General features: G+C 68.2%; 29 protein-coding genes. 19 read left to right on the top strand and 10 right to left on the bottom strand.

The genetic code is table 11. The features are described 5' to 3' along the window. The first annotated feature begins 45 nt into the window (after positions 1-45). Positions 46-744: a hemerythrin domain-containing protein gene (locus AC4ELS_RS16190; protein ID WP_499048137.1), complete on the top strand. Its 699-nt coding sequence runs from the start codon at positions 46-48 to the stop codon at positions 742-744. A 13-nt stretch (positions 745-757) separates the two neighbouring features. On the opposite strand, the gene AC4ELS_RS16185 is transcribed toward AC4ELS_RS16190, so the two are convergent. Both AC4ELS_RS16185 and serS read right to left on the bottom strand, forming a co-directional pair. Beyond that, positions 758-4,081, bottom strand: coding sequence for an ATP-binding protein (locus AC4ELS_RS16185; protein ID WP_499048135.1), 3,324 nt, complete (start codon positions 4,079-4,081; stop codon positions 758-760). 33 nt (positions 4,082-4,114) lie between these two features. Further along, positions 4,115-5,371, bottom strand: a complete 1,257-nt coding sequence (serS, locus tag AC4ELS_RS16180; protein WP_448446124.1) for a serine--tRNA ligase — start codon at positions 5,369-5,371, stop codon at positions 4,115-4,117. A 155-nt stretch (positions 5,372-5,526) separates the two neighbouring features. On the opposite strand from serS, the gene AC4ELS_RS16175 reads away from it, so the two are divergent. From AC4ELS_RS16175 to AC4ELS_RS16165, 3 genes are all read left to right on the top strand, one after another. Further along, positions 5,527-6,954, top strand: a complete 1,428-nt coding sequence (locus tag AC4ELS_RS16175) for a septum formation family protein (protein WP_448446122.1) — start codon at positions 5,527-5,529, stop codon at positions 6,952-6,954. 2 nt (positions 6,955-6,956) lie between these two features. Further along, entirely contained in the window at positions 6,957-7,307 is a 351-nt protein-coding gene (locus AC4ELS_RS16170; protein WP_448446120.1) for a metallopeptidase family protein, read from the top strand. A 156-nt stretch (positions 7,308-7,463) separates the two neighbouring features. Further along, positions 7,464-7,664: a hypothetical protein gene (locus AC4ELS_RS16165; protein WP_064882813.1), complete on the top strand. Its 201-nt coding sequence runs from the start codon at positions 7,464-7,466 to the stop codon at positions 7,662-7,664. On the opposite strand, the gene AC4ELS_RS16160 is transcribed toward AC4ELS_RS16165, so the two are convergent. Both AC4ELS_RS16160 and pheA read right to left on the bottom strand, forming a co-directional pair. Next, on the bottom strand, positions 7,661-8,350 hold the full coding sequence (locus AC4ELS_RS16160) for a histidine phosphatase family protein (RefSeq protein ID WP_064882815.1): 690 nt from the start codon (positions 8,348-8,350) through the stop codon (positions 7,661-7,663). The genes AC4ELS_RS16165 and AC4ELS_RS16160 overlap by 4 nt on opposite strands. Further along, on the bottom strand, positions 8,347-9,291 hold the full coding sequence (gene pheA / locus AC4ELS_RS16155) for a prephenate dehydratase (RefSeq protein ID WP_064882817.1): 945 nt from the start codon (positions 9,289-9,291) through the stop codon (positions 8,347-8,349). Before pheA ends, AC4ELS_RS16160 begins: the two co-directional genes overlap by 4 nt. A gap of 144 nt (positions 9,292-9,435) precedes the next feature. Here pheA and AC4ELS_RS16150 point away from each other — a divergent pair, with 144 nt between their 5' ends. The 4 genes from AC4ELS_RS16150 (at position 9,436) to AC4ELS_RS16135 (ending at position 13,048) form a co-directional block, all read left to right on the top strand. Further along, positions 9,436-10,230: a DUF2470 domain-containing protein gene (locus AC4ELS_RS16150; protein ID WP_064882819.1), complete on the top strand. Its 795-nt coding sequence runs from the start codon at positions 9,436-9,438 to the stop codon at positions 10,228-10,230. A gap of 46 nt (positions 10,231-10,276) precedes the next feature. After that, positions 10,277-11,041, top strand: a complete 765-nt coding sequence (locus AC4ELS_RS16145; protein WP_448446117.1) for a CPBP family intramembrane glutamic endopeptidase — start codon at positions 10,277-10,279, stop codon at positions 11,039-11,041. A 25-nt stretch (positions 11,042-11,066) separates the two neighbouring features. After that, positions 11,067-12,350 (top strand): LCP family protein, encoded by a 1,284-nt coding sequence (locus tag AC4ELS_RS16140; protein WP_448446115.1) that lies wholly within the window; start codon positions 11,067-11,069, stop codon positions 12,348-12,350. Between the two features lie 149 nt (positions 12,351-12,499). Then, a complete protein-coding gene (locus AC4ELS_RS16135) occupies positions 12,500-13,048 on the top strand; it encodes a ferritin (RefSeq protein ID WP_448446113.1) in 549 nt (182 codons plus the stop codon). A gap of 13 nt (positions 13,049-13,061) precedes the next feature. Here AC4ELS_RS16135 and AC4ELS_RS16130 read toward each other — a convergent pair whose 3' ends face one another. Genes AC4ELS_RS16130 through AC4ELS_RS16120 form a run of 3 tightly spaced genes read right to left on the bottom strand, consistent with a single transcriptional unit; the run spans position 13,062 to position 15,447 of the window. Next, on the bottom strand, positions 13,062-13,934 hold the full coding sequence (locus AC4ELS_RS16130) for a glycerophosphodiester phosphodiesterase (protein WP_448446111.1): 873 nt from the start codon (positions 13,932-13,934) through the stop codon (positions 13,062-13,064). Positions 13,935-13,939: 5 nt separating this feature from the next. Then, on the bottom strand, positions 13,940-15,064 hold the full coding sequence (locus AC4ELS_RS16125; RefSeq protein ID WP_448446109.1) for a DUF4328 domain-containing protein: 1,125 nt from the start codon (positions 15,062-15,064) through the stop codon (positions 13,940-13,942). A gap of 41 nt (positions 15,065-15,105) precedes the next feature. After that, positions 15,106-15,447 (bottom strand): rhodanese-like domain-containing protein, encoded by a 342-nt coding sequence (locus AC4ELS_RS16120; RefSeq protein ID WP_064960113.1) that lies wholly within the window; start codon positions 15,445-15,447, stop codon positions 15,106-15,108. Positions 15,448-15,867: 420 nt separating this feature from the next. Here AC4ELS_RS16120 and AC4ELS_RS16115 point away from each other — a divergent pair, with 420 nt between their 5' ends. The 4 genes from AC4ELS_RS16115 (at position 15,868) to AC4ELS_RS16100 (ending at position 18,880) form a co-directional block, all read left to right on the top strand. Further along, positions 15,868-16,026, top strand: a complete 159-nt coding sequence (locus AC4ELS_RS16115) for a hypothetical protein (RefSeq protein ID WP_165609202.1) — start codon at positions 15,868-15,870, stop codon at positions 16,024-16,026. A gap of 165 nt (positions 16,027-16,191) precedes the next feature. Then, positions 16,192-16,815 (top strand): superoxide dismutase, encoded by a 624-nt coding sequence (locus tag AC4ELS_RS16110; RefSeq protein ID WP_003883955.1) that lies wholly within the window; start codon positions 16,192-16,194, stop codon positions 16,813-16,815. A gap of 238 nt (positions 16,816-17,053) precedes the next feature. After that, the gene (locus tag AC4ELS_RS16105; RefSeq protein ID WP_064884533.1) at positions 17,054-17,590 is read left to right on the top strand and encodes a hypothetical protein; all 537 of its coding nucleotides are present in this window, start codon (positions 17,054-17,056) and stop codon (positions 17,588-17,590) included. 891 nt (positions 17,591-18,481) lie between these two features. Then, on the top strand, positions 18,482-18,880 hold the full coding sequence (locus AC4ELS_RS16100) for a secretion protein EspR (protein ID WP_055120869.1): 399 nt from the start codon (positions 18,482-18,484) through the stop codon (positions 18,878-18,880). Between the two features lie 78 nt (positions 18,881-18,958). On the opposite strand, the gene AC4ELS_RS16095 is transcribed toward AC4ELS_RS16100, so the two are convergent. From AC4ELS_RS16095 to AC4ELS_RS16085, 3 genes are read right to left on the bottom strand one after another with little or no spacing between them, the layout of a single operon-like run. Next, the gene (locus AC4ELS_RS16095) at positions 18,959-20,101 is read right to left on the bottom strand and encodes a hypothetical protein (protein WP_448446105.1); all 1,143 of its coding nucleotides are present in this window, start codon (positions 20,099-20,101) and stop codon (positions 18,959-18,961) included. Further along, positions 20,098-20,589 (bottom strand): ImmA/IrrE family metallo-endopeptidase, encoded by a 492-nt coding sequence (locus tag AC4ELS_RS16090; RefSeq protein ID WP_055118736.1) that lies wholly within the window; start codon positions 20,587-20,589, stop codon positions 20,098-20,100. Before AC4ELS_RS16090 ends, AC4ELS_RS16095 begins: the two co-directional genes overlap by 4 nt. Before the next feature lie 37 nt (positions 20,590-20,626). Then, complete coding sequence (locus AC4ELS_RS16085; protein WP_499048131.1) at positions 20,627-21,841, bottom strand: hypothetical protein; 1,215 nt, start codon at positions 21,839-21,841, stop codon at positions 20,627-20,629. A gap of 212 nt (positions 21,842-22,053) precedes the next feature. Between AC4ELS_RS16085 and AC4ELS_RS16080 the strand changes: the two genes are divergently transcribed. The 7 genes from AC4ELS_RS16080 to AC4ELS_RS16050 all read left to right on the top strand — a co-directional run bounded on the left by AC4ELS_RS16080 (position 22,054) and on the right by AC4ELS_RS16050 (position 26,692). Continuing rightward, positions 22,054-22,710 (top strand): DUF6474 family protein, encoded by a 657-nt coding sequence (locus AC4ELS_RS16080; RefSeq protein WP_064884529.1) that lies wholly within the window; start codon positions 22,054-22,056, stop codon positions 22,708-22,710. Positions 22,711-22,719: 9 nt separating this feature from the next. Continuing rightward, complete coding sequence (locus tag AC4ELS_RS16075) at positions 22,720-23,247, top strand: hypothetical protein (RefSeq protein ID WP_499048129.1); 528 nt, start codon at positions 22,720-22,722, stop codon at positions 23,245-23,247. Between the two features lie 29 nt (positions 23,248-23,276). Then, complete coding sequence (locus AC4ELS_RS16070) at positions 23,277-23,930, top strand: YcnI family copper-binding membrane protein (RefSeq protein WP_064884524.1); 654 nt, start codon at positions 23,277-23,279, stop codon at positions 23,928-23,930. Beyond that, entirely contained in the window at positions 23,927-24,433 is a 507-nt protein-coding gene (locus AC4ELS_RS16065; protein ID WP_448446099.1) for a copper resistance CopC family protein, read from the top strand. The genes AC4ELS_RS16070 and AC4ELS_RS16065 overlap by 4 nt, the downstream gene beginning before the upstream one ends. After that, the gene (locus tag AC4ELS_RS16060; RefSeq protein ID WP_499048128.1) at positions 24,409-25,263 is read left to right on the top strand and encodes a CopD family protein; all 855 of its coding nucleotides are present in this window, start codon (positions 24,409-24,411) and stop codon (positions 25,261-25,263) included. The genes AC4ELS_RS16065 and AC4ELS_RS16060 overlap by 25 nt, the downstream gene beginning before the upstream one ends. Before the next feature lie 89 nt (positions 25,264-25,352). Next, a complete protein-coding gene (locus AC4ELS_RS16055) occupies positions 25,353-25,883 on the top strand; it encodes a hypothetical protein (protein ID WP_463792069.1) in 531 nt (176 codons plus the stop codon). A 44-nt stretch (positions 25,884-25,927) separates the two neighbouring features. Further along, positions 25,928-26,692, top strand: a complete 765-nt coding sequence (locus AC4ELS_RS16050) for a MerR family transcriptional regulator (RefSeq protein WP_499048126.1) — start codon at positions 25,928-25,930, stop codon at positions 26,690-26,692. Positions 26,693-26,706: the final 14 nt, after the last annotated feature.

Below are 26,706 nucleotides of genomic sequence, written 5' to 3'. Positions count from 1 at the left end.
CGAGTGCCGATCCGCGCCGGATCAGCCGAATCCGAGGAGTGTCCCGTGCCGACAACCACCACAAGCACCACCGTCTCACCTCGTCGCGCGGGTGACCCCGCGCCGGACCTGCTGGGTATCGCGTTGGCACACCGCGCGATGCTGGCCGACCTGCTCCGCCTGGGAGACCTGGCCGCGGCGGTGCGCGACCGGGATGTGATCTGCACCCCCGGCCGGGCCCGGGCCATCTCCCGGTATGTCGAGCTGCTGTGCGATTCCATCCACCATCACCACACCACCGAGGACACGGTGCTGTGGCCGGTGGTCCAGGCCAGTGTGGGCGACCATGTGGACCTGAGCGAGCTGATCGACGACCACGCCGCGCTGGGCCCGCGGTTGGAGCAGCTGCGGGCCCGCGCCGCGGCGTTTCGGCTCTCGATGGGTGATCGCCATATCGCCGGCCTCATGGCCATCGAGCTGGCCGAACTGGCGGCCCTGCTGACCGAACACATCAACGACGAGGAGATGGCGGTGTTCCCGCTGATCACCGAGCACGTCTCGGTCGCGGACTGGGAGACGGTCGAGAAGGCCGCCCGCAGAGCGGGGTGGTTGTGGTTCGAGGGTCCGCGGTCGCTCGCCGTGATGAGCGACGACGAGCGCACACACCTGGCCCAGCAGGTGGGGATCGAGCTGCGGATGATCCTCGCCGTCGTGGGGTTGCGGTACCGGCGCCTGGAGCGAGCCGTCTTCGGCGTCAGTCGATGAGCCGGCCCACCGGTCAGTCGATGAAGCGCCGCGCCTCGGCCGCCAGCCGGTCCCTCAGCTTCGCGGCGGCCTCCCGGTAGCCGCCCGCCTGCTCCGGCCGGCCCAGCGCGTCGGCAGCGACGGCCAGCGCCTCGTCGACAGGCCCCATCATGAGGCCGTCGACACCGAGTCCGGCGATGCGCCCGGAGTAGGGCACGAGGTCGGCCGCCCGGGCCTCTGCCTCCTCGACATCGCCGAGCGCCACGGCGGCATTGACGCGTAGCACCGTGAACGGAAGCCAGAAGTACGCCCGCTCGATCGGTTGCCGGTCGCGCCACAGTTCGCGGGCCTCCGCCTCGCGCCCCCGCGCGATCAGCGCCAGCACCGCGGCGTCCAGTGCCGCAACCGACACCTCACGGTAGAAGAACACCAACTCGTCGGCGAGCACACCGAGGTCTCCGAGGCAGAACTCACCCGTCACCCGGCCGACCATCGCCAGCTTGGCTCCGTTGGCGGCACCGTTCTCGACCATCCGTGCCGCCAGATCGGTGTAGGCACCCACCGCCTCGTCCAATCGCGCGGCAAGCAGATACATCCGGGCACGGAACAGTCCCAGCACGCCGAGGAGATGGACGAGCTGCCCGGTGCCGGCCCGGGCCACCGCGATATCCACGTGCCGTTTCGCGGTCACCAGATCGGACCGATGACCGGCCGCCAGCGACAGCAGCCAGTGCGCCACCGCTTGATAGTCGGCCTGCTCGGTGGCCTCGGCGGTCCGCAGCAGTTCGGCGGCGGTCGATTCACGCTCGGCATCGATGTCGGGGCCCAGCGCACAGTACGCCCGGACATTGAGGGCAGTGCACAACAAGCGGCCCGACGATCCCGGGTCCTCGGCGTAGGCGCGTCGCGCCAGCTCGAGCAGTTCCGTGCTGGCGGCCAGTGCGCCCTCCGGATCGGTGCCCTCCAGCTCCACATAGAGCGCCTTGAGCAACCGGATCCGGTCAGCCGCAGTGACTTCCGTCGGACCACCGGCCAGCACCTGGCGCAGCAGGCCGATCATCTGCGCATCGGATTCGTCGTATTCGCGGTCCCGCCACACCAGCGGGGTGTCCCACGCGGTCAGTACCCGCACCATGAGGTCGTCGCGCGACTTCCCGGTCAGCAGCTGCAGCGCAGCCTTCAACTCGATGCGCGCGGCGACGGCGTCGCCGGACTGGGCCAGGGCGGAGATCAGCCCACACCGGGCTTCGATCTCGGGCTCGAGCCCCTCGGTGCTGGGCCGCAACCGGCGACTGGCCGCCAGCTCCAGCATCTGCACGGCGGCACGCCACTGCCGGGCGGCTTCGACGTGGGCACCGACCGAATCCGCCTCACGGGCTGCCGCGGTCGCGAAAGCCGTGGCGGCCAAGGCGGTTTCCGCGGTCGCCGACGCGACCGCGTGGTGTGCCAGGGCAGCGGGGTCGACGGATCGGCCGGGCGCGCGCAACAGCTCCAACGCCGCACCGTGCAACCGCGACCGCCGCAGTTTGGAGGTGTCCTCATAGAGCGTGTCGCGAACCAGCGAATGGGCAAACCTCAATCTGCCTGGCGCCGGCTCGTCGAGCAGGCCGAGCAGGACGGCCGGTTCCAGTGCGTCGAGCAGGTCGTCAGGGTCGTTGCGCCCCAGTTCGGCGAGGAGGTCGACGTCGATGTCGCGGCCCAGCACGGCTGCTTGACGCAACGCGGTGACGGTGGGGCCCGGTAACCGGGCCAACCTGCGGCGCAACACATCTCGGACGCCGACGGGCACCGATGCCCAGACCGCGTCCGGCCCCTCCGCGGCCATCAGCCGGGCCAGTTCGCGGACGAACAACGGGTTGCCGCCGGTGCGTTCACGCAGCAGCCGCAGCGCCTCCCCGCTGGCGGCGGTCAGTCCGTAGTCCGCTGCCAGTGCCGCCGTGGCCGCCGCGTCGAGACCGTCGAGAATCAGATGTGCCGCGGTGTGCACCGTCAGCGCCGCCCGCGCCACCTCGAGTTCGCCGCGGTCCTCCGACGGGCGATAGGTGCCGATGACCAACACCGGAAGGTCCTTGATCCGGTCGGCCACCAGCCGCAGCAGCTCCAACGTCAGACCGTCGGTGCGATGCAGGTCGTCGAGGACCACCGCCAACGGTTGGCTGCCCGCGACCGCGCTCAACACGTCGGCCACCGCATGCCCGAGCCAGAACGTGCCCGCCTCGGCCGCGGCGACGTCGTGCAGCAACGGTGCCAACGCCTGCCTTCCGTCGTCCGCCGGGGCTCCCGCCTCCAGCAACTCGCGCAACACCTCGGTCCACGCCCAGCCTGCCGGCGCGCCGTGGACCTCCGGGCAACGGCCGAGCACGGTGCGCCAGCCCGCAGCCCGCAACTGGGCTGTCGCCGCGGCCGCCAGGGTGGTCTTGCCGGATCCCGCCTCTCCCCCGATCCACAGCACTGCGCTGTTGCCGGCGGCCACAGCGTTTGCGGCAGTGTCGATTTCGGCGAGTTCCTCGGCGCGGCCGTAGGCCGACAATTCTGAACCGCCGGGCGCGGCGACCTCCGGGATCGCAGGCTGAGCCGGACGGGAGGGCTCCAAATGATCTGCCTGGCGCAGGATGTCACGCTCGAGATCACGCAGAGCGCGGCCCGGTTCCAGTCCGAGCTCATCGACGAGGTGGTCCCTGGTACGCCGCAGCACTTCCAGCGCGTCGGTCTGACGTCCGGTCTGATACAGGGCCGTCGCCAGCACGGCAGCGGCGCCCTCGCGGCCGGGACGCTCGCCGACATGCCGTTCCAGCGCGGCGATCGCGGTGCTGTACCGGCCCAGCTCGACCTGCGCAGCGGCCTGGGCCTCCAACGCGGCAAGCCGCAGCTCGGTCAGGCGGGCGATCTCCGGCGCCGCCCACAGCGCATCGCCCGCCCCCGCGAACGGGTCTCCCGACCAGTCGGCCAAGGCCTCTTCGAGCAGGCACACGCGTTGCTGTGGATCCGATTCCCCATATGCAGCAGTGACTTTCGCTTCGAACTGCCAGGAGTCGACGGCATCGGCCGGCAGTCGCAGACAGTATCCGGGCGCGGCGCTGACCAGGATGCGGGCCGGGGCCCGTCGCTGCCGACCCGGCTCGAGTGCCCGCCGCAGATGCGACACGTAGACCTGGAGAGCCGCCAACGCCTTGGGTGGCGGTTCACCCTCCCACAGGTCATCGATGAGGCGGTCGACGGACACGGTATGTCCGTGTGCGGCAACCAATCTCGCCAACAGCGCCCGTTGCAGCCGGGCACCGAGATCCACCGGCTCGTCGCCCACCCAGGCCTGTACCGGCCCGAGCACCCTCACCCGTACCACGCTGTCCCCCGACATGTCCGCAGTTCTACTGGGCCGTGGTGTGGACGGTTACCGGGGTTCCAGCACCGGGGTGCCGACGAACGGCACAAGCGCCTCGGGTACCCGCACGCTGCCGTCGGGTTGCTGATGGTTCTCCAGGATCGCCACCAGCCAGCGCGTGGTCGCGAGCGTGCCGTTGAGCGTGGCGGCGATCTGCGGCTTACCGTTCTCGTCGCGGTAGCGCGTGGCCAATCGCCGCGCCTGGAACGTCGTGCAGTTCGAGGTGGACGTGAGCTCCCGGTAGGTCTGCTGGGTGGGCACCCATGCCTCGCAGTCGTACTTGCGTGCCGCCGATGAGCCGAGATCGCCTGCGGCGACGTCGATCACCCGGTAGGGCACGTCGATGGCCGCCAGCATCTGGCGCTGCCAGCCGAGCAGTTTCTGATGCTCGGACTCGGCGTCCTCGGGCTTGCAGTAGATGAAGCCCTCGACCTTGTCGAACTGGTGCACACGGATGATGCCGCGGGTGTCCTTGCCGTAGCTGCCGGCCTCGCGCCGGAAGCACGACGACCAGCCGGCATACCGCTTCGGACCGTCGGACAGGTCCAGGATCTCGCCCGAGTGATAGCCAGCCAGCGGCACCTCCGAGGTGCCGACCAGGTACAGGTCGTCGGCTTCGAGCCGGTAGATCTCGTCGGCGTGGGCGCCGAGGAATCCGGTGCCCGCCATGACTTCCGGCCGCACCAGCACCGGCGGGATCATCAGCGTGAACCCATTCGCCACGGCCACCTGGGTGGCCAACTGCAGCAGGCCCAGCTGGAGCAGCGCCCCGGCACCCGTGAGGAAGTAGAACCGCGAGCCCGACACCTTCGCGCCGCGTTCCATGTCGATGAGCCCGAGTGCCTCGCCCAGCTCGAGATGGTCCTTGGCGTTCTCGATCGCCCGCGGCTCGCCGACGGTGTCCAGTAGCGCGAAGTCGTCCTCGCCGCCGGCCGGCACACCGTCGATGATCACGTTGCCGATCGCCATGTGCGCAGCGGTGAAGGCGCTCTCGGCCTCGGCCTGCGCCGCCTCGGCAGCCTTGACCTGCTCGGCCAGGTCCTTGGCCTGCTGCAGCAGGGCCGGACGTTCCTCGGGTGTCGCCTTGCCCACCAGCTTGCTGGCGGCCTTCTGGTCGGCCCGCAGATTGTCGGCCGTCGAGATCGCGGCCCGCCGCGCCGCATCGGCCTGCAGCAGGGCGTCGACGCGCGCCGGGTCTTCCCCGCGGGCTCGTTGCGACGCACGGACGATGTCGGGATTGTCGCGCAGCAGCTTGAGGTCGATCACGGGCGCAACCCTACTTTTTGAAGTGCGAAGACGTACATCTGAGGTGGTCGAAAAGGTGGCGCCGGTCAAGAGTGACGGCCTCCGGGCACAACCTCGCAACATTACAACCGCATCACTTGTCACAGGGGCTGACACGCCTGTCACAATGGAGGGCAATGTTGGACGCACCCGAGCACCCCGAGTACCCCGAGAACGGGGCCCTGCTCGCCGAACCTCTTCCGGACGAACGACCCGCGAGGGAACGGTGGTGGCAGAGTCTTGCGGCCGCGTCGACGCGACGTGCGCTGCTGTTGACCGCGCTCGGCGCACTACTCATCGCGGGCCTGATCACCGCGTTGCCCATGGGTGAGGGATCGAGCTCCGCGCCGGGCGCGATCGCCCTCGGGCCGCGAGGCAACGACACCTTCAATCACGTCAAGCGCGGCGACTGCCTGAACTGGCCCGGCCGCAATCCCGACGCCGCGCACATCGTGGACTGCAAGGACAACCATCGCTTCGAGGTCGCCCAGGCCGTCGACATGCGCACTTTCCCCGGCAGCGAGTACGGACCAGGTGCGCCGCCGCCGTCGGTGGACCGGATCAAGCAGATCAGCCAGGAGCAGTGCACCCCGTCGGTCCGTGGCTACCTGGGCCCGAAGTACGACCCGAACGGCAAGTACACGATCGGCCTGCTGTGGTCGGGCGAGAAGGCCTGGAAGCAGTCCGGTGAGCGGCGCATGCTGTGCGGGCTGCAACTGCTCGGCCCCGGCGACGGCCAGTTGGAGTCGGCAGGCAAGGTGTCCGACGTCGACCAGTCGAAGGTCTGGGCCGCGGGTACCTGCCTCGGAATCGACGCCGCCACCAACCAGCCCACCGACGTCCCGGTCGATTGCGCGGCACCGCACGCCATGGAGGTCACCGGCGCGGTCAACCTCGCCGAGAAGTTCCCGGGCGGGTTGCCTGCGGAGGGCGATCAGGACAACTTCATCAAGGACGCCTGCACCGCGCAGACCGATACCTACCTGGCCCCGGTCCAGTTGCGCACCACCACGCTGGCGCTGAGCTACAGCACGATCTCACTGCCCAGCTGGTCGGCCGGCAGCCACCAGGTGTCGTGCAGCATCGGCGCCACGTTGGGCAACGGCGGCTGGTCGACGCTGGTCAACAGCGCCAAGGGACCGCTGATGATCAACGGACAGCCCCCGGTGGCGCCGCCTGACATCCCGGAGGAGCGGCTCAACATGCCGCCGATCCCGATGCCCGATGTGGACGAGACCTCGTCCTCGTCGTCGGGTTCGTCCTCCTCGTCGGGATCCGGTTCATCCGGTTCCGGCTCCTCAGGCTCGTCCGGCTCCGGCTCCTCGGGCTCGTCGGGTTCCGGATCGTCGGGTTCGTCGGGATCCTCGTCGAGCGGCCAGCACATGCCGCAGGCCTCGACCACCGCCGCGCCGGCTCCGACACAGGCCAACACCTTCAACCCGCCGCCGCCCGAGCAGGCACCGGCCCCGGCACCTGAGCAGGGTCCCGCGCCGGCTCCCGACGGCGCGGCGCCGCCTGCGGGCCCGCCTCCGGGTGAGCCTGCCCCCGTACCGCCGGCGCCGTAGCCGTGCCGGTGCGGATGAGCTCGCAGCGGTTCGACGAGTTGGTGTCCGATGCGCTCGACCTGATCCCTGAGCAGTTGGCGGCCGCGATCGACAACGTCGTGATCCTGGTGGAGGACCGCGATCCCGACGAGCCCGAGATCCTTGGCCTGTACCAGGGCGTCGCGCTGACCGAGCGGGATTCCTGGTACGCCGGCTCACTGCCGGACACCATCACGATCTACCGCGGGGCCCTGCTGGATTTCTGTGACAGCGAGGCCGATGTGGTCGACGAGGTGGCAATCACGGTTATCCACGAGATCGCACACCACTTCGGGATCGATGACGAGCGGCTCCACGAACTGGGCTGGGGATGAGCCGCTTGCGCGAAGACAAATGGCCGGGATGAGCCGCTTGCGCGAAGACAAATGGCCGGGATGAGCCGCGTGCGCGAAGACAAAGGGCTGGGCTAGGTCGCGGGTTACCCCGCGCGGCAACCGGGTTTTGTCGGTCCGCAGTGCTATCAACGGGCTATGACGATCCAGTGCCGGGAGTGCGCAGCCGGTCTGGAGCATTGCCACGGCACCGTGATCCACCACGTTCGGTACCGCGCGGAATGCACCGACGACACCTGCACCACTCCGGAAGCAGCGCATACGTTCAGCCTCGACTGTGAGTCGGTGGGCTGCCCGTGTGCAAATGACAGTGCCCAGTCGATCCAGCGGGCCGGTTAACCCATCGGGTCGGTTTCGGACTTCACCGCGTCGATGACCGGCGTGGCGTGGGGCTCCGGGTAGAAGGGCGGTGTCACGGCCGCCCACTGAACGCAGCTCCAGCGTCCGTCGGTGATCGGTGCCAGCACCACCGATTCGGTATTGGCCAGATGGTGATCGAGGGCGAAGCTGCCGTCGACGCCGGCCAGCACGGCGGCCACCAGGCGGATGGCCGCGCCATGGCTCACCAGCACGATGTCGCTCTCGAAGGCGTGGTCGTCCAGGTAGCGAAGCCGCAGCTCGGTGAGCACGGGCACGTACCGGGCCAGCACCGCCTCGGCGCTCTCGCCGCCGGGCATCGGCACGTCCAGTTCGCCCCGGTGCCAGCGCTCGTAGATCCGGTTGAACTCGGCGACGGCGTCGTCGTCGCTGCGGTCCTCGAGCTCACCTACCTGAACTTCATGGACGCCGTCGAATTCGAATGGGACAAGCCCGGTTTCGACACCGATACCGGCGGCGGTCTGTGCTGCGCGCCGGGCCACCGAATGGGCCAGGATCGACGGGCGCTGGTTCAGCGTTCCGGCGAATCTCCGGGCCTGCTCGTGGCCGAGATCGGTCAGGTCGGCACCGGGTGGCACGGTGTCCAGACGCCGGGCGACATTGCCGTGGGACTGTCCGTGACGGACGAGGATCAGCCGTCCGCTCATGAGTCGTCCGTTCCGTCGCGCAAGCCCGCCAACCACCGTGAGGCCTCATCCAGGCGCGGCGGGGGTGCACCCGCGCTCGCTCCGGTCGGCCAGGAACCTAGATATCGCACATCGGTACAACGTCGATAGAGCGCTTTGAGTGCCTCGGCCACCGGATCGTCGTCGATGTGTCCGACGCAGTCCAGGAAGAACATGTAGGTGCCCAGCTCGGTTCGGGTGGGCCGGGATTCGATCCGGGTCAGGTCGATGTCGCGGATCGAGAATTCGGTCATGGCCGTGACCAGGGCGCCTGGGGTGTTGTCCAGCCGAAGGACCACCGAGGTCCGATCGGCGCCGGTGGCTGCGGGCGGCGCACCGGGCGGGCCGGCCAGGACGAAGCGGGTGCGGGCGTTGGCCTCGTCGACCACGTCGGCGGCGAAGATGTCCAGGCCGCAGCGCTCGGCGGCCAACCGTGTGCTCACCCCGGCGTCGGCCCGGCCCTCGGCCACCTCGTGTGCGGCGGCGGCGTTGGACGTGGCCGGGACGATGTCGGCATCGGGCAAGTTGGCGGCCAGCCACCGACGCACCTGCGCCAGCGCCACCGGGAAGGCCGCGACGGTCTGCACGGGCCCGCTGTGTCCTGGCCGCGTCACGATGGTGAACGCAACGTCGAGAGTCAGCTCGGCATAGACCTGTAGCGGCTTCCCGACCGCGAGGCTGTCCAGGGTCGGCAGCACCGACCCTTCGATCGAATTCTCGATCGGTACGCACGCGTAATCCGCCGAGCCGTCCCGCACGGCAGCCAGCGCGCCCGGCGTGCTCTCGGTCAGAACCGGGGTGAAGCGGGCGCTGCCGTCGCCGGTCGCCGGCGACAGTCCGGGCACCAATTCATGGGCCACCATCTGCAGTAACGCCACTTCGGTAAAGGTTCCCTCGGGCCCGAGGTAGGCGATGCGCGGCACCTCCCAACCCTATCGGGTCGGCGTCTGCGTCATCGGTTGATGACGCCCGGCGGGCGTTTCACGGAAGCCTTGCCCGCCGGGCACCGTCCAGTTAAGTTAGGCTTACCTCACCTAAGTTCCTCACCTAGTTTCGAAGGCGGCGAGATGGCCATAGCGACACCGACGACAGCCGAGCGGATCCGCAGCGCATGTGCACGGGGCGGCGGCGCCATGGTCGCGGTCGAGGGCATCGAACCCGTCGCCTCACCCGTCCATCACCTGCTCGACGACGGCTCGTTCGCGATCACCGTCCCCGAGAACGGCCCCTTGGCCGGCATGGCGATGGCGGCCGGCTCGGCAGGGGTGCAGGCCGTGCTGGAGATGACCGACTACGCGCCGCTCCCGTTGCGCGAACCCGTGCGCTCCCTGGTCTGGATTCGCGGCCGCCTACAGCACGTGCCGACCGACGCGGTTCCGGCGCTGCTCGACCTGGTCGCCGCCGAGAACCCGAATCCAGCTCTGCTGCAGGTGAACTCCAAGCCCCAGCCGAACGACGACCAGGACAACGACAACCACGCCCTGATGCGCCTGGAGATCGAGTCCGTGGTCGTGGCCGACGCCACCGGCGCCGAGTCGGTCGGTCTCGGAGCACTGCTGCAGGCGCGGCCCGACCCGTTCTGCGCGATGGAATCCGGGTGGCTGCAGCACATGGAGTCCGCCCACCGCGATGTGGTGGAACGCCTGGCCACCCGGTTGCCGATGACACTGCGCACGGGGCGGGTCCGACCGCTGGGCCTGGACCGTTACGGGGTGCAACTGCGGGTGGAAAACGAACACGGCGATCACGACGTCCGGTTGCCGTTCCCCAAGCCGGTCGACGACGTCACCGGCCTGAGCCAGGCCATCCGGATCTTGATGGGCTGCCCATTCCTCAACGGCCTGCGCGCGCGCCGGATCTGACCCGCACGATCCGCCGCACCGCCGCACCGCCGCTACCGTAGCTTCGGTGACCGGGCCCAACGATCAACTCGAGCCGCAACGCCGCACGCTCAAGATCGAGATCGCCGTCGTGCTCGCGGTGACCTTCGGGCTCAGCGCGTACACCGCGTTCCTCCGGCTCATCGAAGCGGTGCTGCTCGGACTGTCGGGGCAGACCGTCGCGCTCAACCCCAAGCGGTCCCCGTTCGACCTGATCGACCTCGGCCTGCACCTGGCCGTGATCCTGCAGCTGCTGGCCTGGGGAGCATTGGCCCTGTACCTGCTGTGGCGCAGCGGTTTCGGGCCGTCCAAGATCGGCCTGTCCCGTCCGCAGTGGCGCGCCGACGGATTGGGCGGACTCGGTCTGGCCCTGCTCATCGGCCTGCCCGGGTTGGGGTTCTATGTGCTGGCCCGAGTGCTGGGCCTGAGCGCCGACGTGGAACCGGCCGAGTTGTATGACACGTGGTGGCGCATCCCGATGCTGCTCGGTGTGGCGTTCGCCAACGGCTGGGCCGAAGAGATCATCGTGGTGGGGTTCCTGCTCACCCGGCTGCGTCAACTCGACGTCAGCCCGGGCCGGGCCCTGATCATCTCCAGTCTGCTGCGCGGCGCGTATCACCTGTATCAGGGTTACAGCGCGGGGCTGGGCAATGTGGTGATGGGCCTGGTGTTCGGCTACGCCTGGCAGCGCACCGGACGGCTGTGGCCGCTGATCATCGCCCACACCCTGATCGACGCGGTGGCATTCGTCGGCTACGCGCTGGTGGCGGATCATCTCAGTTGGCTGTATTGACGCCTGCGGCACGTACATTTCTGCTGTGGACGACTTCACCGCCTCGGGCGGACCTCGCGACCCGCGCTCGCGGCGTCCGGGACCGCGCCGCCGCGACAACGAGCCGTCCCAGGTGATCCGGCGCGACCCGAACTACCGCCCGGCCTGGCCGCCGAATCCGCCGACGCCGCCACGAACCCCGCCGCCACCCAGACAACCCCCACCCAGGCAATCCCCGCCGCGGCAGCCCCCGCCCAGGTCCGCGCCGCCGCCACCACCGCGCCCGCCCCGGGGTTCGCAGCCGACTCCGCCCAGGTCGGCGCCGCCGCCCCGACCCCCGGCCGCACCCGCACCGGTGCGCAAGCCCCGCCGGCGACGCCACTGGGGCCGTCTGGTGTTCGTGGTGCTGCTCGTCGGCGTGCTGGCGCTGATCGGCGGCGGTGTGTGGATTGATTCGTCACTGCACCGGATTCCGGCGCTGGCCGACTATCCCGAGCGGCCCGGGGCGGCACACGGCACCACCTGGCTGCTCGTCGGATCGGACAGTCGCCAGAACCTCAGCCCCGAGCAGCAGGCCGATCTGGCCACCGGCGGGGACATCGGCAACGGCCGCACCGACACGATCCTCTTGGTACACATTCCCGGGATCGGCTCGGGCACACCGGCCACCATGGTCTCGATCCCCCGGGATTCCTACCTGCCGATTCCGGGCTACGGCGAGGACAAGGTCAACGCTGCGTTCTCGCTGGGCGGGGCACCGCTGCTGGCACAGACGGTCGAGCAGGCAACCGGTCTGCGCCTCGACCATTACGCCGAGATCGGTTTCGACGGTTTCGCCGGCCTCGTCGATGCCGTCGGCGGGGTGACGATGTGCCCGGCCGAACCGATCAGCGACCCGCTGGCCGGGATCGACCTCCCGGCTGGTTGCCAGGAGTTCGACGGCCGTAACGCGCTCGGCTACGTCCGCAGCCGAGCCACGCCACGCGCCGATCTGGACCGGATGATCCACCAGCGCGCGTTCATGTCAGCGCTGCTGCACCGGGCCACCAGCCCGGAGGTGCTGCTGAACCCCCTGCGGTGGCAGCCCATGGCCCGCGCGGCCACCAACTCGGTGGCCGTCGACCAGGACGCGCACGTCTGGGATCTGGGCCGGCTGGGCTGGGCGATGCACGGCGACATGGTGACGACGACGGTGCCGATCGGCGAATTCACCGGCAGCGATTCGGGCGCGGTGGTGGTGTGGGACAGCGACGCGGCAGGTCGGCTGTTCACCGCACTGGCCAACGACGCCGCCGTTCCGGACGACGTGATCGAAAAACCGCAACCTTGAGCTTAGGCAAAGCTAAATAAAGCAGTAGCAAATTCTGTACAGCAAATGTAATGCGCACCACACGACCGCTGTCCAACTAAGGTAAAGCTGACCTCAATGAGGTCTACCTTCGATGACAACGCATTCTGACCTGCTATATCCTCGCGATCATGACGACGACCGGTGAACACGACACGAAATTCCACGCACTTGTTCAGGACCAGATCCGCAGCGAGTTCACCGCGTCACAGCAATACATCGCAATTGCGGTTTATTTCGACGGCGCGGATCTTCCGCAGCTCGCCAAGCACTTCTACGCACAGGCGGTCGAAGAGCGCAACCACGCCATGATGCTGGTCCAGTACCTGCTCGACCGGGATATCGACGCCGAGATCCCCGGTGTCGATGCGGTGTGCAACCGCTTCGACGCTCCCCGGGACGCGCTCGCGCTGGCGCTCAGCCAGGAGCGCACCGTCACCGAACAGATCAGCCGGCTGGCCAGTGTTGCCCGCGAAGAAGGTGACTATCTCGGCGAGCAGTTCATGCAGTGGTTCCTCAAGGAGCAGATCGAAGAGGTCGCGTCGATGGCGACGCTGGTGCGCATCGCCGACCGCGCCGGTTCCAACCTGTTTCACATCGAGGACTTCGTCGCTCGCGAAATCGCCGGAGGAGCGGGTGCGGACGCAGCGGCACCGAAGGCCGCGGGCGGCAACCTCTAGCCCTCAGGTCTTCTCAGTCCCGGCCCGCGCCGGTCAGGCCGTTCTGCAGCCAACTCTTGGTGCGGCCGGGATGATTCGTGGCCACCCACCCCACGCCGATGTCGCGGCAGAACTGCACATCCTCGTAGTGGTCGACGGTCCAGCAGTACAGGGCACGCCCCTGGGCGGCGGCCCGGTCGACCAGTTCTGGGTGCTCGCGCAAAGTTGCGATGGACGGGCCGACGGCGGTGGCCCCGACCGTGGTGGCGGCACTGCCGCCCAGATACCGCGACGTCTCACCGAGCAGCACCGTCGGGAGCATCGGGGCGGCCCGGCGAATCCGCCATACGGCTGCCGCCGAGAAGGACATCACCACCGCGCGGGACAGATCGGCCGAGGCGGGCGCCGCGATCCCGTAGCGGTGCAGCAGCGCCAGCACCTTGTTCTCCACCAACGCGCCGTAGCGCACGGGATGTTTGGTCTCGATGAACAACTTGACCGGCCGGTTCCAGTCGAGCACCAGCGATACGAGGTCGTCGAGGGTCAGCAGCCCGGTGTCTCCGACGGCACCTTCTGGCGCGTCGTCTTCCTCATCGTCGTCGGAGCGCCCGCCGGCATGCCACGACCCGTAGTCCAGCTGGCGCAACTCGGCCAGCGTCATCTCGCTGACCAGCCCGGTACCCGTGGAGGTGCGGTCCACCCGGCGATCGTGCACGCACACCAGGTGCCCGTCACGGGTCAGGCGCACATCGCATTCCACGCCGTCGGCACCCTCACGCAGCGCCAGGTCATATGCGGCGAGTGTGTGTTCGGGCTTCTCGGCGGACGCTCCCCGGTGGGCCACCACGAACGGATGCCCAGGCCCCGGGGTCGCCTGCGCAGCGGCTTCGCCGTCGCCCGTTTCCATACGGCCTATGCTGCCGGGTTCTGCCCCTGGGTCTCAACCGGAACGGCGGATTCAGCGGAATCCTCACGATTCTGCGAACTGTCCGCCGCCTCGGTGTCGACCGGGGAAGGGTCGGGAGTGGGTGTCGGATCAGAAGATTCGGGCTCGAGCACCACCCAGCGCCGGACGCTGCGCTCGGCCGTCGCACCGCTGCCCTCGAACCCGACGAACACCTTGGCGGTCAGCAGGAACGCCGCCAGCGCCAGCAGATACCCGACGATCGCGGTCACGGTGTTGTTGGCGATGTTCTGCGGGGTGTTGTTGAAGAACGTCACGTACACGGTGCTGACCATCGATGCGAACGCGACGATCGCGCTGAACACCCAGACGATCCACCACACCACGATCTGGCGACGCAGATGCGAGAGGCGCCCTTCGAGGGCGGCCAGCTCCCACACGAACACCGGTGCCATCACGAGGTTGACCCCGGGCAGCAGGCAGCACAGCCACAGCGTCCTGGTGCTGCGCGGATCGACCTCACCGTGGGCGGCGTATCCGGCGGCCCGCCGCGTGATGAGCCAACGCACCAACGACACCACCGCGACGACCACGACGCCCATCGCCACCACGCTGGCCAGCAGCCCGATGGCCACTCCGCCGATCGCGATCAGCGGATGCAGCAGCACGCTGCGGTTGATCAGCAGCAGCACATAACGAATCACGTGAGCGAACGCGGCGATTCCCAGCACCACCATGGCTGCGACGAGCATGAGGCGTACGGTGCCGGCGTCGGTCTCGCCGTCGGTTTTCTGAGGCTGTTCCTCGAGATCGAACTGCTGGTGCAGTCCCCAACTCGGAATCGAGCGGTAGTGCGGCGTCGGGCCGAGCGGCCGCCGCTGCCTGCGCTGGTGCGGCGGAGGGCCGGGACGCAGGGCGATCCAGCGATAGCCGGGGGCGAGGTGCGGCGGAGTGCGCTGCGCCGTCGGCGCCGTCTGTGCCGGCGACGGAGGCTGGGCGGAAGGTCCCCACTGTGACTGGGGCGACGACGGCGCCGAAGGCGCCATCAACGAACCGCCGCACCGGGGACACCACGACCGCTGCCGGTCACGCACGTTCCAGCGCGTCCCGCACTGCGAACACACCTGGATCATCCGACCAGCCTAGCCACGATCTCTGAACAGGTCCTTGGCGGTCAGACGGTTCCGGTGCCACCGGCGTCGGTGATGACGGGACGTCCGGCCCCGGCCCACGCAAGCATTCCGCCCTCGACATTGACCGGGGTGTACCCGTTGCGAGCCAGATAGTTCGCCACCCGCAGGGAACGTCCACCCGCGTGGCAGATCACGTACAGCTCGGCGTCCGGGTCGATCTCGGCGATTCGCGCCGGCACATCACCCATCGGGATGTGCTGGGCCCCTTCGGCGTGACCGCGTTGCCATTCGTCGTCCTCACGGACGTCGAGCAGCACGACAGCCCCTTCGAACGTGGTGGGTACCGCAGCGATATCTGCCTGCCCGACTTCCACATCGTCCATGCCGTCAATGCTCGCATGCCGATGCCGGTGAGCGCAGCCGCCCCTGATGGCTCGTCGCGGCGTTAGCAACGGAAAGCTATCCACAGTTTCCACAGGTTCATCCACAGGGCGGGCACCTGGAGAAAAGCCCCCGAAATGGGAGTTACTGTGCGGTAGCTGTCCATCACTGTGGATAAACCTGGGGTGTTCACGGCAGCGATCAACAACCACCACCGTCGCGGAGCGAAATTAAGCACTCGGCTAAACCTCGGCCGCCGGCACGACCGGTCCGGTTTGGGATCAGCCTGATTCCAGGCCCCGTAATCGACGTGGAGGCCGATTTTCCCTTGGCCATTACACGGGCTATGATCGGCGTCACACCAGCTGTTGTGACAGAACTCACTGGGGGCAAGGATTGATCGTGCAGGTCAGGAGTTTTTGATGGCGTCACATCCGATCGGATCGGGATCGGCCCTTCCGCAGCCTGAATGGCACTCATCCGGGCATCTGCACACCCGTAACCAGTTGATGTCGTTCCTTCGGGCCAGCGTGATCGCCGTGCTGCTGCTCGGCGTGCTGGCCGTCATCGTCTTGTTGTGACCGACGCCCGATCGGGTATACGTGTGGTCGGCGCACGCGTCCTTGCGGTGCGCCCTGCGATGGAGCAATGTTGGCGGTGATCTTGAGTGTCGAACCGTGAGGCTCGAACACGACGATCTCTGACGAACGCCTGGCTCCATCGATCGATAATGAGGAAGGAATCTCGTGGCTGAATACACCTTGCCGGACCTGGATTACGACTATGGAGCGCTGGAGCCCCACATCTCCGGGCAGATCAACGAACTCCACCACAGCAAGCACCACGCGGCGTACGTCAAGGGCGTCAACGACGCCGTCGCCAAGCTCGACGAGGCGCGGGCCAACGGAGACCACGCGGCGATCTTCCTCAACGAGAAGAACCTGGCCTTCCACCTCGGCGGCCACGTGAACCACTCGATCTGGTGGAAGAACCTGTCCCCCAACGGTGGCGACAAGCCGACGGGTGACCTTGCCGCGGCGATCGACGATCAGTTCGGCTCGTTCGACAAGTTCCAGGCGCAGTTCACCGCCGCCGCCAACGGCCTGCAGGGTTCGGGTTGGGCCGTGCTCGGCTACGACAGCCTCGGCGACCGGCTGCTGACCTTCCAGCTCTACGACCAGCAGGCCAACGTGCCGCTCGGCATCATCCCGCTGCTGCAGGTCGACATGTGGGAGCACGCCTTCTACCTGCAGTACAAGAACGTCAAGGCCGACTACGTCAAGGCGTTCTGGAACGTTGTGAACTGGGAGGACGTGCAGAACCGCTACGCGGCGGCCACCTCCAAGACCAACGGCCTGATCTTCGGCTAGCTCCCGTCGACTGAGGGCTGGATCGGTTTTCTGATCTCTCACCAAGGGGCGTCGCGCAGATTGCGTGACGCCCCGCCCTCGTTTCTGGGGACGGTCGTTCTTGGCCGACTCGTTACCGGTCCGGATCCCGTGTCGCCTTGCACCGCCCGGGTTGCTGCCGCATTCTGATCTCATCGACCCACAGACGTGTCGGAGCACCGGCCAACCGGCGAGCCAACACCGATGTCCCGGAGGCGATATGGATACGACGGGGTCCGGCCGGGCGATTGAGATCGCCCCCTTCCATTCCGGCGGTGCACTCAAAGGGTTTGTGGTGCTGGGCCGATGGCCCGATTCCACCAAGGAGTGGGCGCAGCTTCTCATGGTCACCGTGCGGGTCGCCTCGCTACCTGGGTTGCTTTCCACCACAACGATTTTCGGGGTTCGGGAGGAATTGCCCGAGACACCCCGCCCCGGCACCGTCGGCATCGTCATCGCAGAGGGTCCGGTAGTCGGCGAATCCGCCGTCCCGCCCGGGTATTTCGCCGAGCACCAACCGCCGGCACTGCTGATGTTGCATCCGCCCTCGGAGACGACGCCGTCGCTTCCCGAGTGCACCGGCGCCGCTTCCGGCTGCGTGTTACTGCCCGGCCTTCCACATCTCGGACTGGAGCACCGCGCGGCCTGGGTGGAAGCCGAATCCGACGGCACGGTGACGTCGATGGTCAGCAGGGTGGGTGTTGATCCGATCAGTCACCCCGATACGGCGATTCTGGCGATGCTTTTGGCGGCGTAGGTACACCAGGAGCGGGACATCTTCTCCAACAAGGAGAGTCCAGCTTCCGAAAATGGATAAGAAACCTGGCGGGTCGGCCAGACAGCGGCTATGGTCCTCTAGATCAGCGAAGGGCGGAAGCCCCGCAATCGTCGTGTCGACATGCTGGCCTTGAGCCCGGCCGACAACCTGCGATGCGGTGGGCGACACCTTCGACCGTATATGGGTGAGCCGCGCAAGCGGCAGGTATCGGCGGTGTGTCGAAAGGTCGCCATGTCCGCAGGCGCAGGTGTCAGCGTCAGAGCAGGATCGCCGATGTCGGCGACCCGGCACGGGCTCCAGATAGCCGTGGCGTCCCGCCGCAACCGTCCCCGTACCCGCATTTGTGCCAATGATTGTCTGGCGACGACGGAAACCTCCGCCTGTTTCCGCCCGGCAACTACCTTCCGGAATCGGTCCCAGAATCCAGCCGGCCCCGTCTGGCTATCGCGCGCGAGGGGGTTGACGGGCATTCCACCGCCCAACCTGTAACGTGTTCCACGTCGTCCGACAACGGCCTCGCGCGGAATCCGACGCGACCGGAGGTCGGCACTCTAGCAAATATCTGTTTCCGCTAGTCACGGCCCTGCATCGGTTGCCGGCCAAGATGTTGATCATGATCGGGCGCCCCTGTGCTCGCAGCTCACCGCGCCCAATACAACGCAACCGTCACCTTTTGCATTGCCAGACGGTGCAATCCCGCTTACCCCCCACGGCGAAGGTCCGGGTATCCGCAGCCGAGGGGGTCAAAACGCAAAGCCAGTTTAACTTTTGTGGCGTTTGCACTTGGTTGTCGTCACAACACTCGCTACGATGGTCAGCAAATACGCCGCCTAATTCGTACCGCTCATGAAGCATGTGGAGGTCAAATCGATGAGCAAGACGTTCGCCGCCCGCCTAAACCGCCTGTTCGATACGGTTTATCCACCTGGGCGCGGACCCCACACGTCTGCCGAGGTGATCGCCGCACTGAAGTCTGAGGGCGTCACCATGTCGGCTCCGTACCTGTCGCAGCTCCGTTCGGGCAACCGGACAAACCCGTCGCAGGCAACCATGGCCGCACTTGCCAACTTCTTCCGGATCAAGCCTGCCTACTTCACCGACGACGAGTACTACGAGAAGCTCGACAAGGAACTGACCTGGCTGGCCAGCATGCGTGACGAGGGGATCCGCCGGATCGCTGCCCGTACTGTCGGGCTGTCCAACGAAGCTCAGCAGGATCTGGTCCAGAAGGTCGATGAACTGCGCCGCCGGGAACACCTCGACGACTGATTCGTCGGTCTCGGCCGGCACCTTCGCGCGCTGAAACCCACGTCAGTGGGGCCCATTCGGTTCCCACTCGCGCGGGTTTCAGCTGCGCGTCGCCGCGCCGTTCATTTCCCGGTACCGCTCGGAGATCGCGAGAATCCATTCCCGGTCGGAATACGATTCGGGCTGGCTCAACCAGGCGAGCCCCGGAAACTCGGAATCCTTGTCACCCTCGCGGGTGTCGTAGATCCACTGGGCGATCGCCTTGGCCTGCTCCCGCGGTGGTACATCGGGTCGCTCCACCTCGTCCAATTGTGTTGTGTCGCTTGGCTCTCCCGATCCGCTTGCGCCACGCGGCGCAGCCGTCTGATGCTGCCGCGCATCAGCGGCGGTCGCCTCCAGGTAGAGCGCATCGGAGATCAGCGACATCCGTTCGGCGACGCGGAACACCAACGGTCCGCGCGGACGTACGCCGATGCCGACATCGGGCTGGCGCCGGGCCAATTCGTTCAGAAGCGGCTTGATGGTCCGCAATTCGTGGTGCGCACCGAACCAGTCCTCGACGCTCGGCAGCAGCGATCCGGCGGCCACGATGACCATCGCACAACCGAGAAGGGTGGCCGCGGCGCCGACTCCGACGGGTTCGGTCCGGCCCACCGCTCTGAGTAGGACGAAGCCGCTGGCAGCCACGATCAGCACCATGCCAACGGTGAACAGGAACAGCGCCCGTCCACGCCGGCTGCGATTCGAGTAACGCAGGCCGGCCCAGACCACCAGGGTGAGCGCCAGGAACACGTAGAGCAGTGGCAGCAGCCACGAAGCACCGTGGGACCCAAGGTCCCGGCGCAGGTATTCGGCCGGGGACATCTCCGGTTGCCTGCCTGCGGCGAAGAAGATCACCAGGCTGATCACCGCGACGACGCCGGCGATGCCGTACTGGATCAGCGCGATACGACGGGTGAGCGTGGCCGAACGGCCCGAGGAGGCAGTCGTGATCATGACGCAACTGCCTGCCGCACAGGCGATCAGCGCGACCTGGCTCAGGCCGGCCGCGATGTTGGGCCAGTGCACCACCGTGTCGATCAGCAGGGCGAGCGGCTCCCAGTTCAGCGCGGCTACGACACCGAGGCTGCCCAACGAGAGGATCATCGCGGAGCTCACCAGGGATTGCTTGTTGACCAGAGCCCAACCGATGCGCAGGCCGGTAGCCAGACCGAGTAGGCCGGCGATCACCCAGACGATCAACCAAACGCCTCTCCGAGGCGGACCTGCACGATCGACGACCGGTCGGACGGCAACCGGCCGAGGCGGTAGAGCAGGAGCGCGGCGAAATCCTCGGCTTCCTGCTCGATGTCCTCGCCGTTGGGCCCCATACAGCCGGTCCGCTGGTTCAGCATGTAGCTGATCAGATCCGAGGTGGCCACCTCGGCGGTGGCGGCCGCTGCGTCGACGATCGAGATGCCTTCGTGGCCCAGGACCAGGTGTCCGAGTTCGTGAGCCAGGGTGCGGTCCCAGGCCGGCAGACCCTGCTGGATGAGGAAGACGTCGCGGTCGGCGTACTGCCGCCACTGCCCGCACACCCCGGGTGGAAGTTCGGCCATGGTCAGCTCGATGGGTCTGCCGCGATCTTCACTCACCGCGTCGACCAGACGGGTCAACGTGACTTCACCCTGTCGCGGGGCGAGGTCGAGAACCTCGTTGACAGCGCGGGTGACGCTTCGACTGGCGGACATGATCCCCCCTTTCCACCCTGGATTCTTCCAAGTCGTGCTAACTCATGAACCGACTGGCATCGATTCGGACCGTACGGCCGGCTTTCGCCTGCCGGTAGCCCACGAATCCACCGAGGCCGGTCAGAGCCATCATCCCGGTAACCCCGGGCAGCGCCACTGCCGCGAGTTCCATTGTGTTCGCGGTGCGCAGGTAGTCCGCGTACCCCGCCCGGAAAGCCACGGGCATCGCGGCGTCCAACCCGACAGCGGCGGGCGGCGGCGACCCGGAGCGCATCTTGATGCTGGGTTGCACGGGTCCCGACCACGGCCCGGACTGCGGCCCGTGGTCAGAGCCCGGAGCGCCCAACGGCACCGCGAGCGGCGGCACGATGACCGGCAGTGCGATCACCGGGACGGCGATCGGCGGTACCCCGGCCGCTGCGGCCAGACCGGGCGGGGGTGGCACGGCCGCGTCGGGAGCCTGTGTCTGCGCGACGGGTATCTGGAGGACCGGTGGGCGCGGGAAGTCGAAGGGAGTCGGGACACCGGGACCCCACTCCCCGCCACCGCGAGTAGGACCGCCGATCAGCGTCGTGGTCGTCGCACTTGTCGGAGACGTCGTAGCCGAGGTTGTCTCGGTCGTCGACTCGGTCGTCTTCGTGGTCGTCGGCTCCGTGGACTTCGTGGTGGTCACCGCGGTCGACTCCGTGGTCGACGTCATTTGAGTCGTCGAAGGCGTAGTGGGCGCAGTGGTCCCCGATGTCGTCCCCGGTGTCGTTGTGGCCTCGGAAGTGGTCGGCTCGGCAGAAGTCTCCGACGGGTTTGAGGTGGGTGGCGTCTCGGTACCGGAGGCCGTCGCGGTGGCCGTCCCCGTGCCTGTCCCCGTTTGCGGGGGCGTGCCGGTCCCGGAGGGCTGGCCCGTTCCCGACGGTTCACCCGTGTCCGTCGGTTTGCCAGTTGGCTTGGTCGGTCGGCCCGTCGGCTTGGTCGGCTTGCCCGTGGGCCGGGTGCCGCTGTGGGACGGACGCGTGCCCGGCGAGCCGCTGCCGTCGCCGTCCTCGCCCTGGGAGTCGCCGTCCCGGCTATGGCCTTGGCCGTGGTCCTTGCCGCTGTGCCCGTCATGGCCATTGCCGGCACCATTCGAGGATCCCTGGCCGCTGTCGGGCCGACCCCGATCGGGATCGGCAAATGCCAATGCCCCTCCGACACCGGCGGTGATCAGGCCCGTAAGCACCAGACCGGTCGAGGCGGCGACGCGCAACCGCGAACGCACGTTGTCACCACCCTTTCGCGCACCGCCCAACAGCTTCGATTGATGAATCTGATTCTTGCACAATCGGGCAGTCCAAATTTGCTAGCTGAGGCGATTACCCGGGCCCGTAGCGGGGAGCCGCAGCAGAGCAAATCCACCGGACGATACTGTGGGTCTGCAGCAGTTCTGCGGTGACCACGAACACACGACGAATTGACCGGGAGGCAACCGGAATGGGCCTGTTCACGCGACGAAAAAGCCGCGCCACCCGCCGCGCCGAAGCCCGCGCCATCAAGGCGAAGGCCAAGCTGGAGGCCCGGCTCACCGCAAAGAATGAGGCTCGTCGCATCAAGTCCGATCAAAAATCTGCGCAGCGGGCTCTCAAAGCTCAGGTCAAAGCGCAGCGGGACAGTGACCGCAATGCCCTCAAAGTCGCCGAGACCGAGTTGAAGGCGGCCCGCGAAGGGCGCCTGCTCTCCCCCACCCGGATTCGCCGCGTGCTCACCGTCACGCGTTTGCTGGCACCGGTGCTCGTGCCCTTGATCTACCGGGCCGCCACGGCCGCCCGTGGCGCCCTGGACGAACGTCGCGCTGATCGTCTCGGCGTCCCGTTGGCTCAGCTCGGTCAGTTCTCCGGGCACGGCGCCGAGTTGTCCGCGCGCATTTCCGGGGCCGAGCAGACCCTGCGCCAGGTCGCCGACAAGAAACCCAAGGACGCCGAGACCAAGCAGTTCGTTTCGGCGATCAACGAGCGCCTCACCGATCTGGCCGCAGCCGTGACGGCCGCCGAGAACATGCCGACCGCGCGCCGCCGGGGTGCCCACGCGGCGATCACCGCTCAGCTCGACGGCATCGACGCCGATCTGATGGCGCGGCTCGGGTTGGTCTAGCTCAGCTCCATGGCCGGCGCCGCCCGTATCGACTCCGCAGCCCCGCTGCGCGGTACGGCCGTCGGCGCACTCACCGCTGCGCTGGCCATCGCCGCCCATGGCGTCGCCGGGGGCGGCCTGCCGGACGGGGCCGTGGCCGCCCAACTCCTCGTGCTCTCGGTGACATTGGGTGCGCTGGCCGCGAACCTGGCCGCCGCGAACCGCACCGTGGTGCTGTGGGGCCTGCTGGGCGCCGGCCAACTGCTGGCGCACGCGTTGTTGGCCACGGCCGGTCACGTGCACGACGCTCAGCCGGGCCTGGCCATGTTCGGCACGCATGTGGCCGCGGTATCGCTCGGCGCGGGTCTGATCGCTTGTGGTGCGCGCCTTTCGGCGACGGTTTCGCGGGTGGTCCGCGTGATTGTGCGGAATGGCCGCGTCGCACCCGAATCGGCCGCCGGCGGCACGGCACGCAGCGCCGATCAGCCGTTGCACTCCGCCCGTCTCCTCGCCGCTTCGGTGTCGCACCGGGGTCCGCCGGTCGGCGTCATTGCCTGACCATCCGACCCGACCCACGAAAGACACCAATGCAACCCTTCACCGGGGCGTCCTCGCGCGCCCTACTCGCGACCTCCGCGGTGGCCGCCGCCGGTCTGCTCACTGCCGCGCCGGCCTGGGCCCATGTCCACGTCGACGCCGACAATCCGACGCCGGGGACCACCTCGGTACTCACCTTTCGGGTTCCCGGCGAGTCCGATACCGGTGCGCTGACAACACAATTGAAAGTCGACCTGCCCAACGTGGCCTCGGCCCGCACCGAGGTGATGCCGGGCTGGGCCGCCAAGCTCGACCGTGACACCGCGGCGGGCACGGTCCGGACGGTGACGTGGACGGCGGCGCCCGGGGTAGGCATCTCATCCGAGCAGTTCGCGCTGTTCCGGGTGTCGGTCAAGCTTCCCGACGCGGCGACCGCGAGCTTTCCCGTCACCCAGACCTACTCCGACGGCTCGGTGGTCCGCTGGGATCAGCCGCCCCTGCCCGACGGCAGCGAGCCCGAACATCCGGCTCCACAGCTGGCGCTCACCGGAACCGAGGCCGCTCCGGCGCCCAGCCAAACCGCTCCTGCCGTCGCACAGCCCGCAGGCACCGTCGACAATTCCGCACGATGGCTCGCCGGCGGGGCGTTGATCGTGGCAGCAGCCGCGGTGGTCGCGTCCCTGCTGAACCGGCGCCGGTCATGAGCCGCCTGCCGGCCGCCATTCTGAGCGGACTGATCCTGGCCGCGTCCGCACTGCTCGGAGCCCCTGCGGCGTCCGCACATGCGGCCCGGATCGCGACCGACCCGGCCGAACATTCCTCGCTGAGCAGCTCACCGCCGCGGGTGAGCGCCACGTTCAACGAGGCACTGCAGCCTGCCTTCGCCAACATGACGGTCGTCGGGCCGGACAACAACCTGTGGTCCGAGGGCGATCCGACCGTGGCCGGCGCGGTACTCAGCGTCGGGGTCCGTCCGCTCGGCCCGGCCGGAACGTACACGGTCAATTACCGGGTGACCTCGGCCGACGGGCACGTGGTTTCGGGTTCCTGGTCGTTCGACCTGACGGTGGCCGGATCGGGCACGCCGGGCGCGGCCGCGTCGGCGCCTGCGCAGTCCGACGGCGGCATCGTGGTGTGGCCGTTCGTGCTGGTCGCCGCCGTCCTCATCGGCGGCGGAGCCTGGTGGGCGGTCCGGCGCCAGCGGTGACCGGCGCGCTGATCCGGGCGCTGGCTGACGGCGCCGCCATCGTGACCCTCGGCCTGGCTGCGGTGCCGCTGCTCGAATCCGACCGTTACCGCGCCGAATTGTGTCGCAGAGCCGCGGGACCGCTCGGGCTGGTGGCAGCCGCCTGGCTGTTGGCCGAGGTCGTGCGGCTGACTGTGGAGGCGGCGCAGACCGCGGGCGTCGGGTTCTGGCAGATCGGCGTCCGCACCCTGACCGACTTCGGCCTCCACACGACCGCGGGCCGTTCGGGGCTGGTGGGTGTGGCAGCCGCGTTGATCGTCGCTGCGGTGGCGATCCTGGCCCCGCGAGGTGCGACCACAACCGTCGTCACGCTCGGCCTGGCCGCCGTCGGTATGGCGGCCAGGACACTGGCTGGGCATCTGTCCGAGAGTCCGGTCGGCGGAATGGCCGTGGCGGTGCACGCATTGGCCGCCGCGGTGTGGTGCGGCGTCCTCGCCGCCTTGGTGCTCACCGTGACGCACCGGGGTCAGTGGGCGAGGGTGTTGCCCAGGTTCTCGCAGTTGTCGCTGTCGTGCGTGGGCGTGCTGCTGGTCGCCGGGGTGGCCGGGGCGGCGATCAGGTTGAACTCGCCTGCCGATCTGTGGACGACCGCCTACGGCCAGGTGTTGACGGTCAAGGTCGTGGTGACCGCGGCCCTGTTGACGTTGGCCTGGCATAACCGGGCGCAGTGGCTGCCTGCGGCGCGGGCCCATCGCAGCAGCGCCGCACTGTCACAGAACCGTTCGTTGGTGGAGTTGGGCATCATGGCTGTGGCGGTCACGCTCGCCGCGGTTCTGGCCGTCACGGGTTGACCGCTGCGGCGCCTGGCATGATGGGAAACACTGCCGGCCCTACCCCCCGCGCTCGCGCGGAACACCGGACACTGCAAAGGAGCAGCCAGATGGCAGAGCAGCAGGATCAACCCGCCGAGAAGCCCGAGACCGGGGCCGAGTCGGCTGCGGCCGACGCATCAGCGGCCGGCGCGGATCCTGCTCCGCCCACTCCGGCCCCCAAACCCGGCCCTCCGCCGGCCAAGAAGGCCGCCGCGAAGAAGGCCCCCGCCAAGAAAACCCCGGCGAAGAAGGCCCCGGCCAAGGCCGCCAAGAAAGCTCCGGCGAAGAAGGCCCCGGCCAAGAAAGCGCCGCCCGCTCCTCCGGCTACTCCCGCTCCGGCTACTCCCGCCGCCCCGCCCCCGGCCGAACCAGCCCCCGCGCCCGTCATCCCCCTGCCGGATGTCGCCAAGGCAGCCAAAGAGACTGCCGCCCAAGCCAAGTCGACTGTCACCTCGGCCGCCAATCCAGTGTCGGGCCCGGTGCCATCCGCACTGAGCGAGAGCCCGTCGTCCAAGCTGCCCCTTGCCGCGGCGGTGGCCGTAGGCGTCCTGGCCCTGCTCCTGGTCGTGCTCAGCCGTCGGCATTCCGAGGACAGCTGACCCGGGCTTGACCCTGACGCGACGTCAGGGTCGATAGTGGCCTCGTGCACGCAGATCCGCAGGTGAGATCCGTCGGCGCGGTGGCCGCGCTGACGGAGATCTCGGTGCGGACTCTGCATCACTACGACCACGTCGGTCTCGTGGTGCCCAGCGTGCGTACCGCGGCGGGTTATCGCGGCTATACCGACGCCGATATCGAGCGGTTGCATTTGGTGTTGGTGTACCGGTCGGTCGGGCTGGCGCTGGATGAGATCCGGTCCCTGCTCGACGATCCGGATGCCGACGTGCTCGCCCACCTGCAACGCCAGCACAGCGTCCTGTGCGATCAGGCCGAGCAGCTGCAGCAGACCATCAAGGCAGTGGAGGAATTGATGAGCGCCCACGACAGAGGAATTCAGCTGACCGCCGAGGAGCAGGTGGAGATCTTCGGCAGCGCCGTTTTCGACGAGCACGCCGAGGAGGCCGAAGCGCGCTGGGCCGATACCGAGGAGTGGAAACAGTCCCGGCAACGGACCGCGCAGATGACCAAGCGGGACTGGATCGAGTTCAAGGCCGAGAACGACGCGCTGCTCGACGCCCTAGCCGAGGGTAAGCGCACCGGGGTCGAACCGGGCTCGGCGCAGGCCGACGAGTTGGCGGCACGGCATCGCGCCACCATCTCGCGGTTCTACGACTGCAGTGACGACATGCATGTGTGCCTGGCGCAGATGTATGTCGACGACGAGCGCTTCGCCCGCTACTACGACGATGCAGAGCCTGGGCTGGCCCAGTTCGTGCACGACATCATCGTGCAAAGTGTCGGTCGCTAGCGGGCTGCGATAAT

It is taken from the genome of Mycobacterium shunyiense, from assembly GCF_058270035.1.
Note: the sequence above shows the minus strand (reverse complement) of the source record. Positions and strands in the feature narration are given on the sequence as shown.

Bases quoted from the DNA above. Each gene is read 5' to 3' on its own strand.
- AC4ELS_RS16185 (WP_499048135.1), bottom strand. From the start codon at position 4,081: ATGTCGGGGGACAGCGTGGTACGGGTGAGGGTGCTCGGGCCGGTACAG.
- AC4ELS_RS16175 (WP_448446122.1), top strand. From the start codon at position 5,527: ATGTTGGACGCACCCGAGCACCCCGAGTACCCCGAGAACGGGGCCCTG.
- AC4ELS_RS16165 (WP_064882813.1), top strand. From the start codon at position 7,464: ATGACGATCCAGTGCCGGGAGTGCGCAGCCGGTCTGGAGCATTGCCAC.
- AC4ELS_RS16160 (WP_064882815.1), bottom strand. From the start codon at position 8,350: ATGAGCGGACGGCTGATCCTCGTCCGTCACGGACAGTCCCACGGCAAT.
- AC4ELS_RS16150 (WP_064882819.1), top strand. From the start codon at position 9,436: ATGGCCATAGCGACACCGACGACAGCCGAGCGGATCCGCAGCGCATGT.
- AC4ELS_RS16135 (WP_448446113.1), top strand. From the start codon at position 12,500: ATGACGACGACCGGTGAACACGACACGAAATTCCACGCACTTGTTCAG.
- AC4ELS_RS16130 (WP_448446111.1), bottom strand. From the start codon at position 13,934: ATGGAAACGGGCGACGGCGAAGCCGCTGCGCAGGCGACCCCGGGGCCT.
- AC4ELS_RS16125 (WP_448446109.1), bottom strand. From the start codon at position 15,064: ATGATCCAGGTGTGTTCGCAGTGCGGGACGCGCTGGAACGTGCGTGAC.
- AC4ELS_RS16120 (WP_064960113.1), bottom strand. From the start codon at position 15,447: ATGGACGATGTGGAAGTCGGGCAGGCAGATATCGCTGCGGTACCCACC.
- AC4ELS_RS16115 (WP_165609202.1), top strand. From the start codon at position 15,868: ATGGCGTCACATCCGATCGGATCGGGATCGGCCCTTCCGCAGCCTGAA.
- AC4ELS_RS16105 (WP_064884533.1), top strand. From the start codon at position 17,054: ATGGATACGACGGGGTCCGGCCGGGCGATTGAGATCGCCCCCTTCCAT.
- AC4ELS_RS16100 (WP_055120869.1), top strand. From the start codon at position 18,482: ATGAGCAAGACGTTCGCCGCCCGCCTAAACCGCCTGTTCGATACGGTT.
- AC4ELS_RS16090 (WP_055118736.1), bottom strand. From the start codon at position 20,589: ATGTCCGCCAGTCGAAGCGTCACCCGCGCTGTCAACGAGGTTCTCGAC.
- AC4ELS_RS16080 (WP_064884529.1), top strand. From the start codon at position 22,054: ATGGGCCTGTTCACGCGACGAAAAAGCCGCGCCACCCGCCGCGCCGAA.
- AC4ELS_RS16075 (WP_499048129.1), top strand. From the start codon at position 22,720: ATGGCCGGCGCCGCCCGTATCGACTCCGCAGCCCCGCTGCGCGGTACG.
- AC4ELS_RS16070 (WP_064884524.1), top strand. From the start codon at position 23,277: ATGCAACCCTTCACCGGGGCGTCCTCGCGCGCCCTACTCGCGACCTCC.
- AC4ELS_RS16065 (WP_448446099.1), top strand. From the start codon at position 23,927: ATGAGCCGCCTGCCGGCCGCCATTCTGAGCGGACTGATCCTGGCCGCG.
- AC4ELS_RS16055 (WP_463792069.1), top strand. From the start codon at position 25,353: ATGGCAGAGCAGCAGGATCAACCCGCCGAGAAGCCCGAGACCGGGGCC.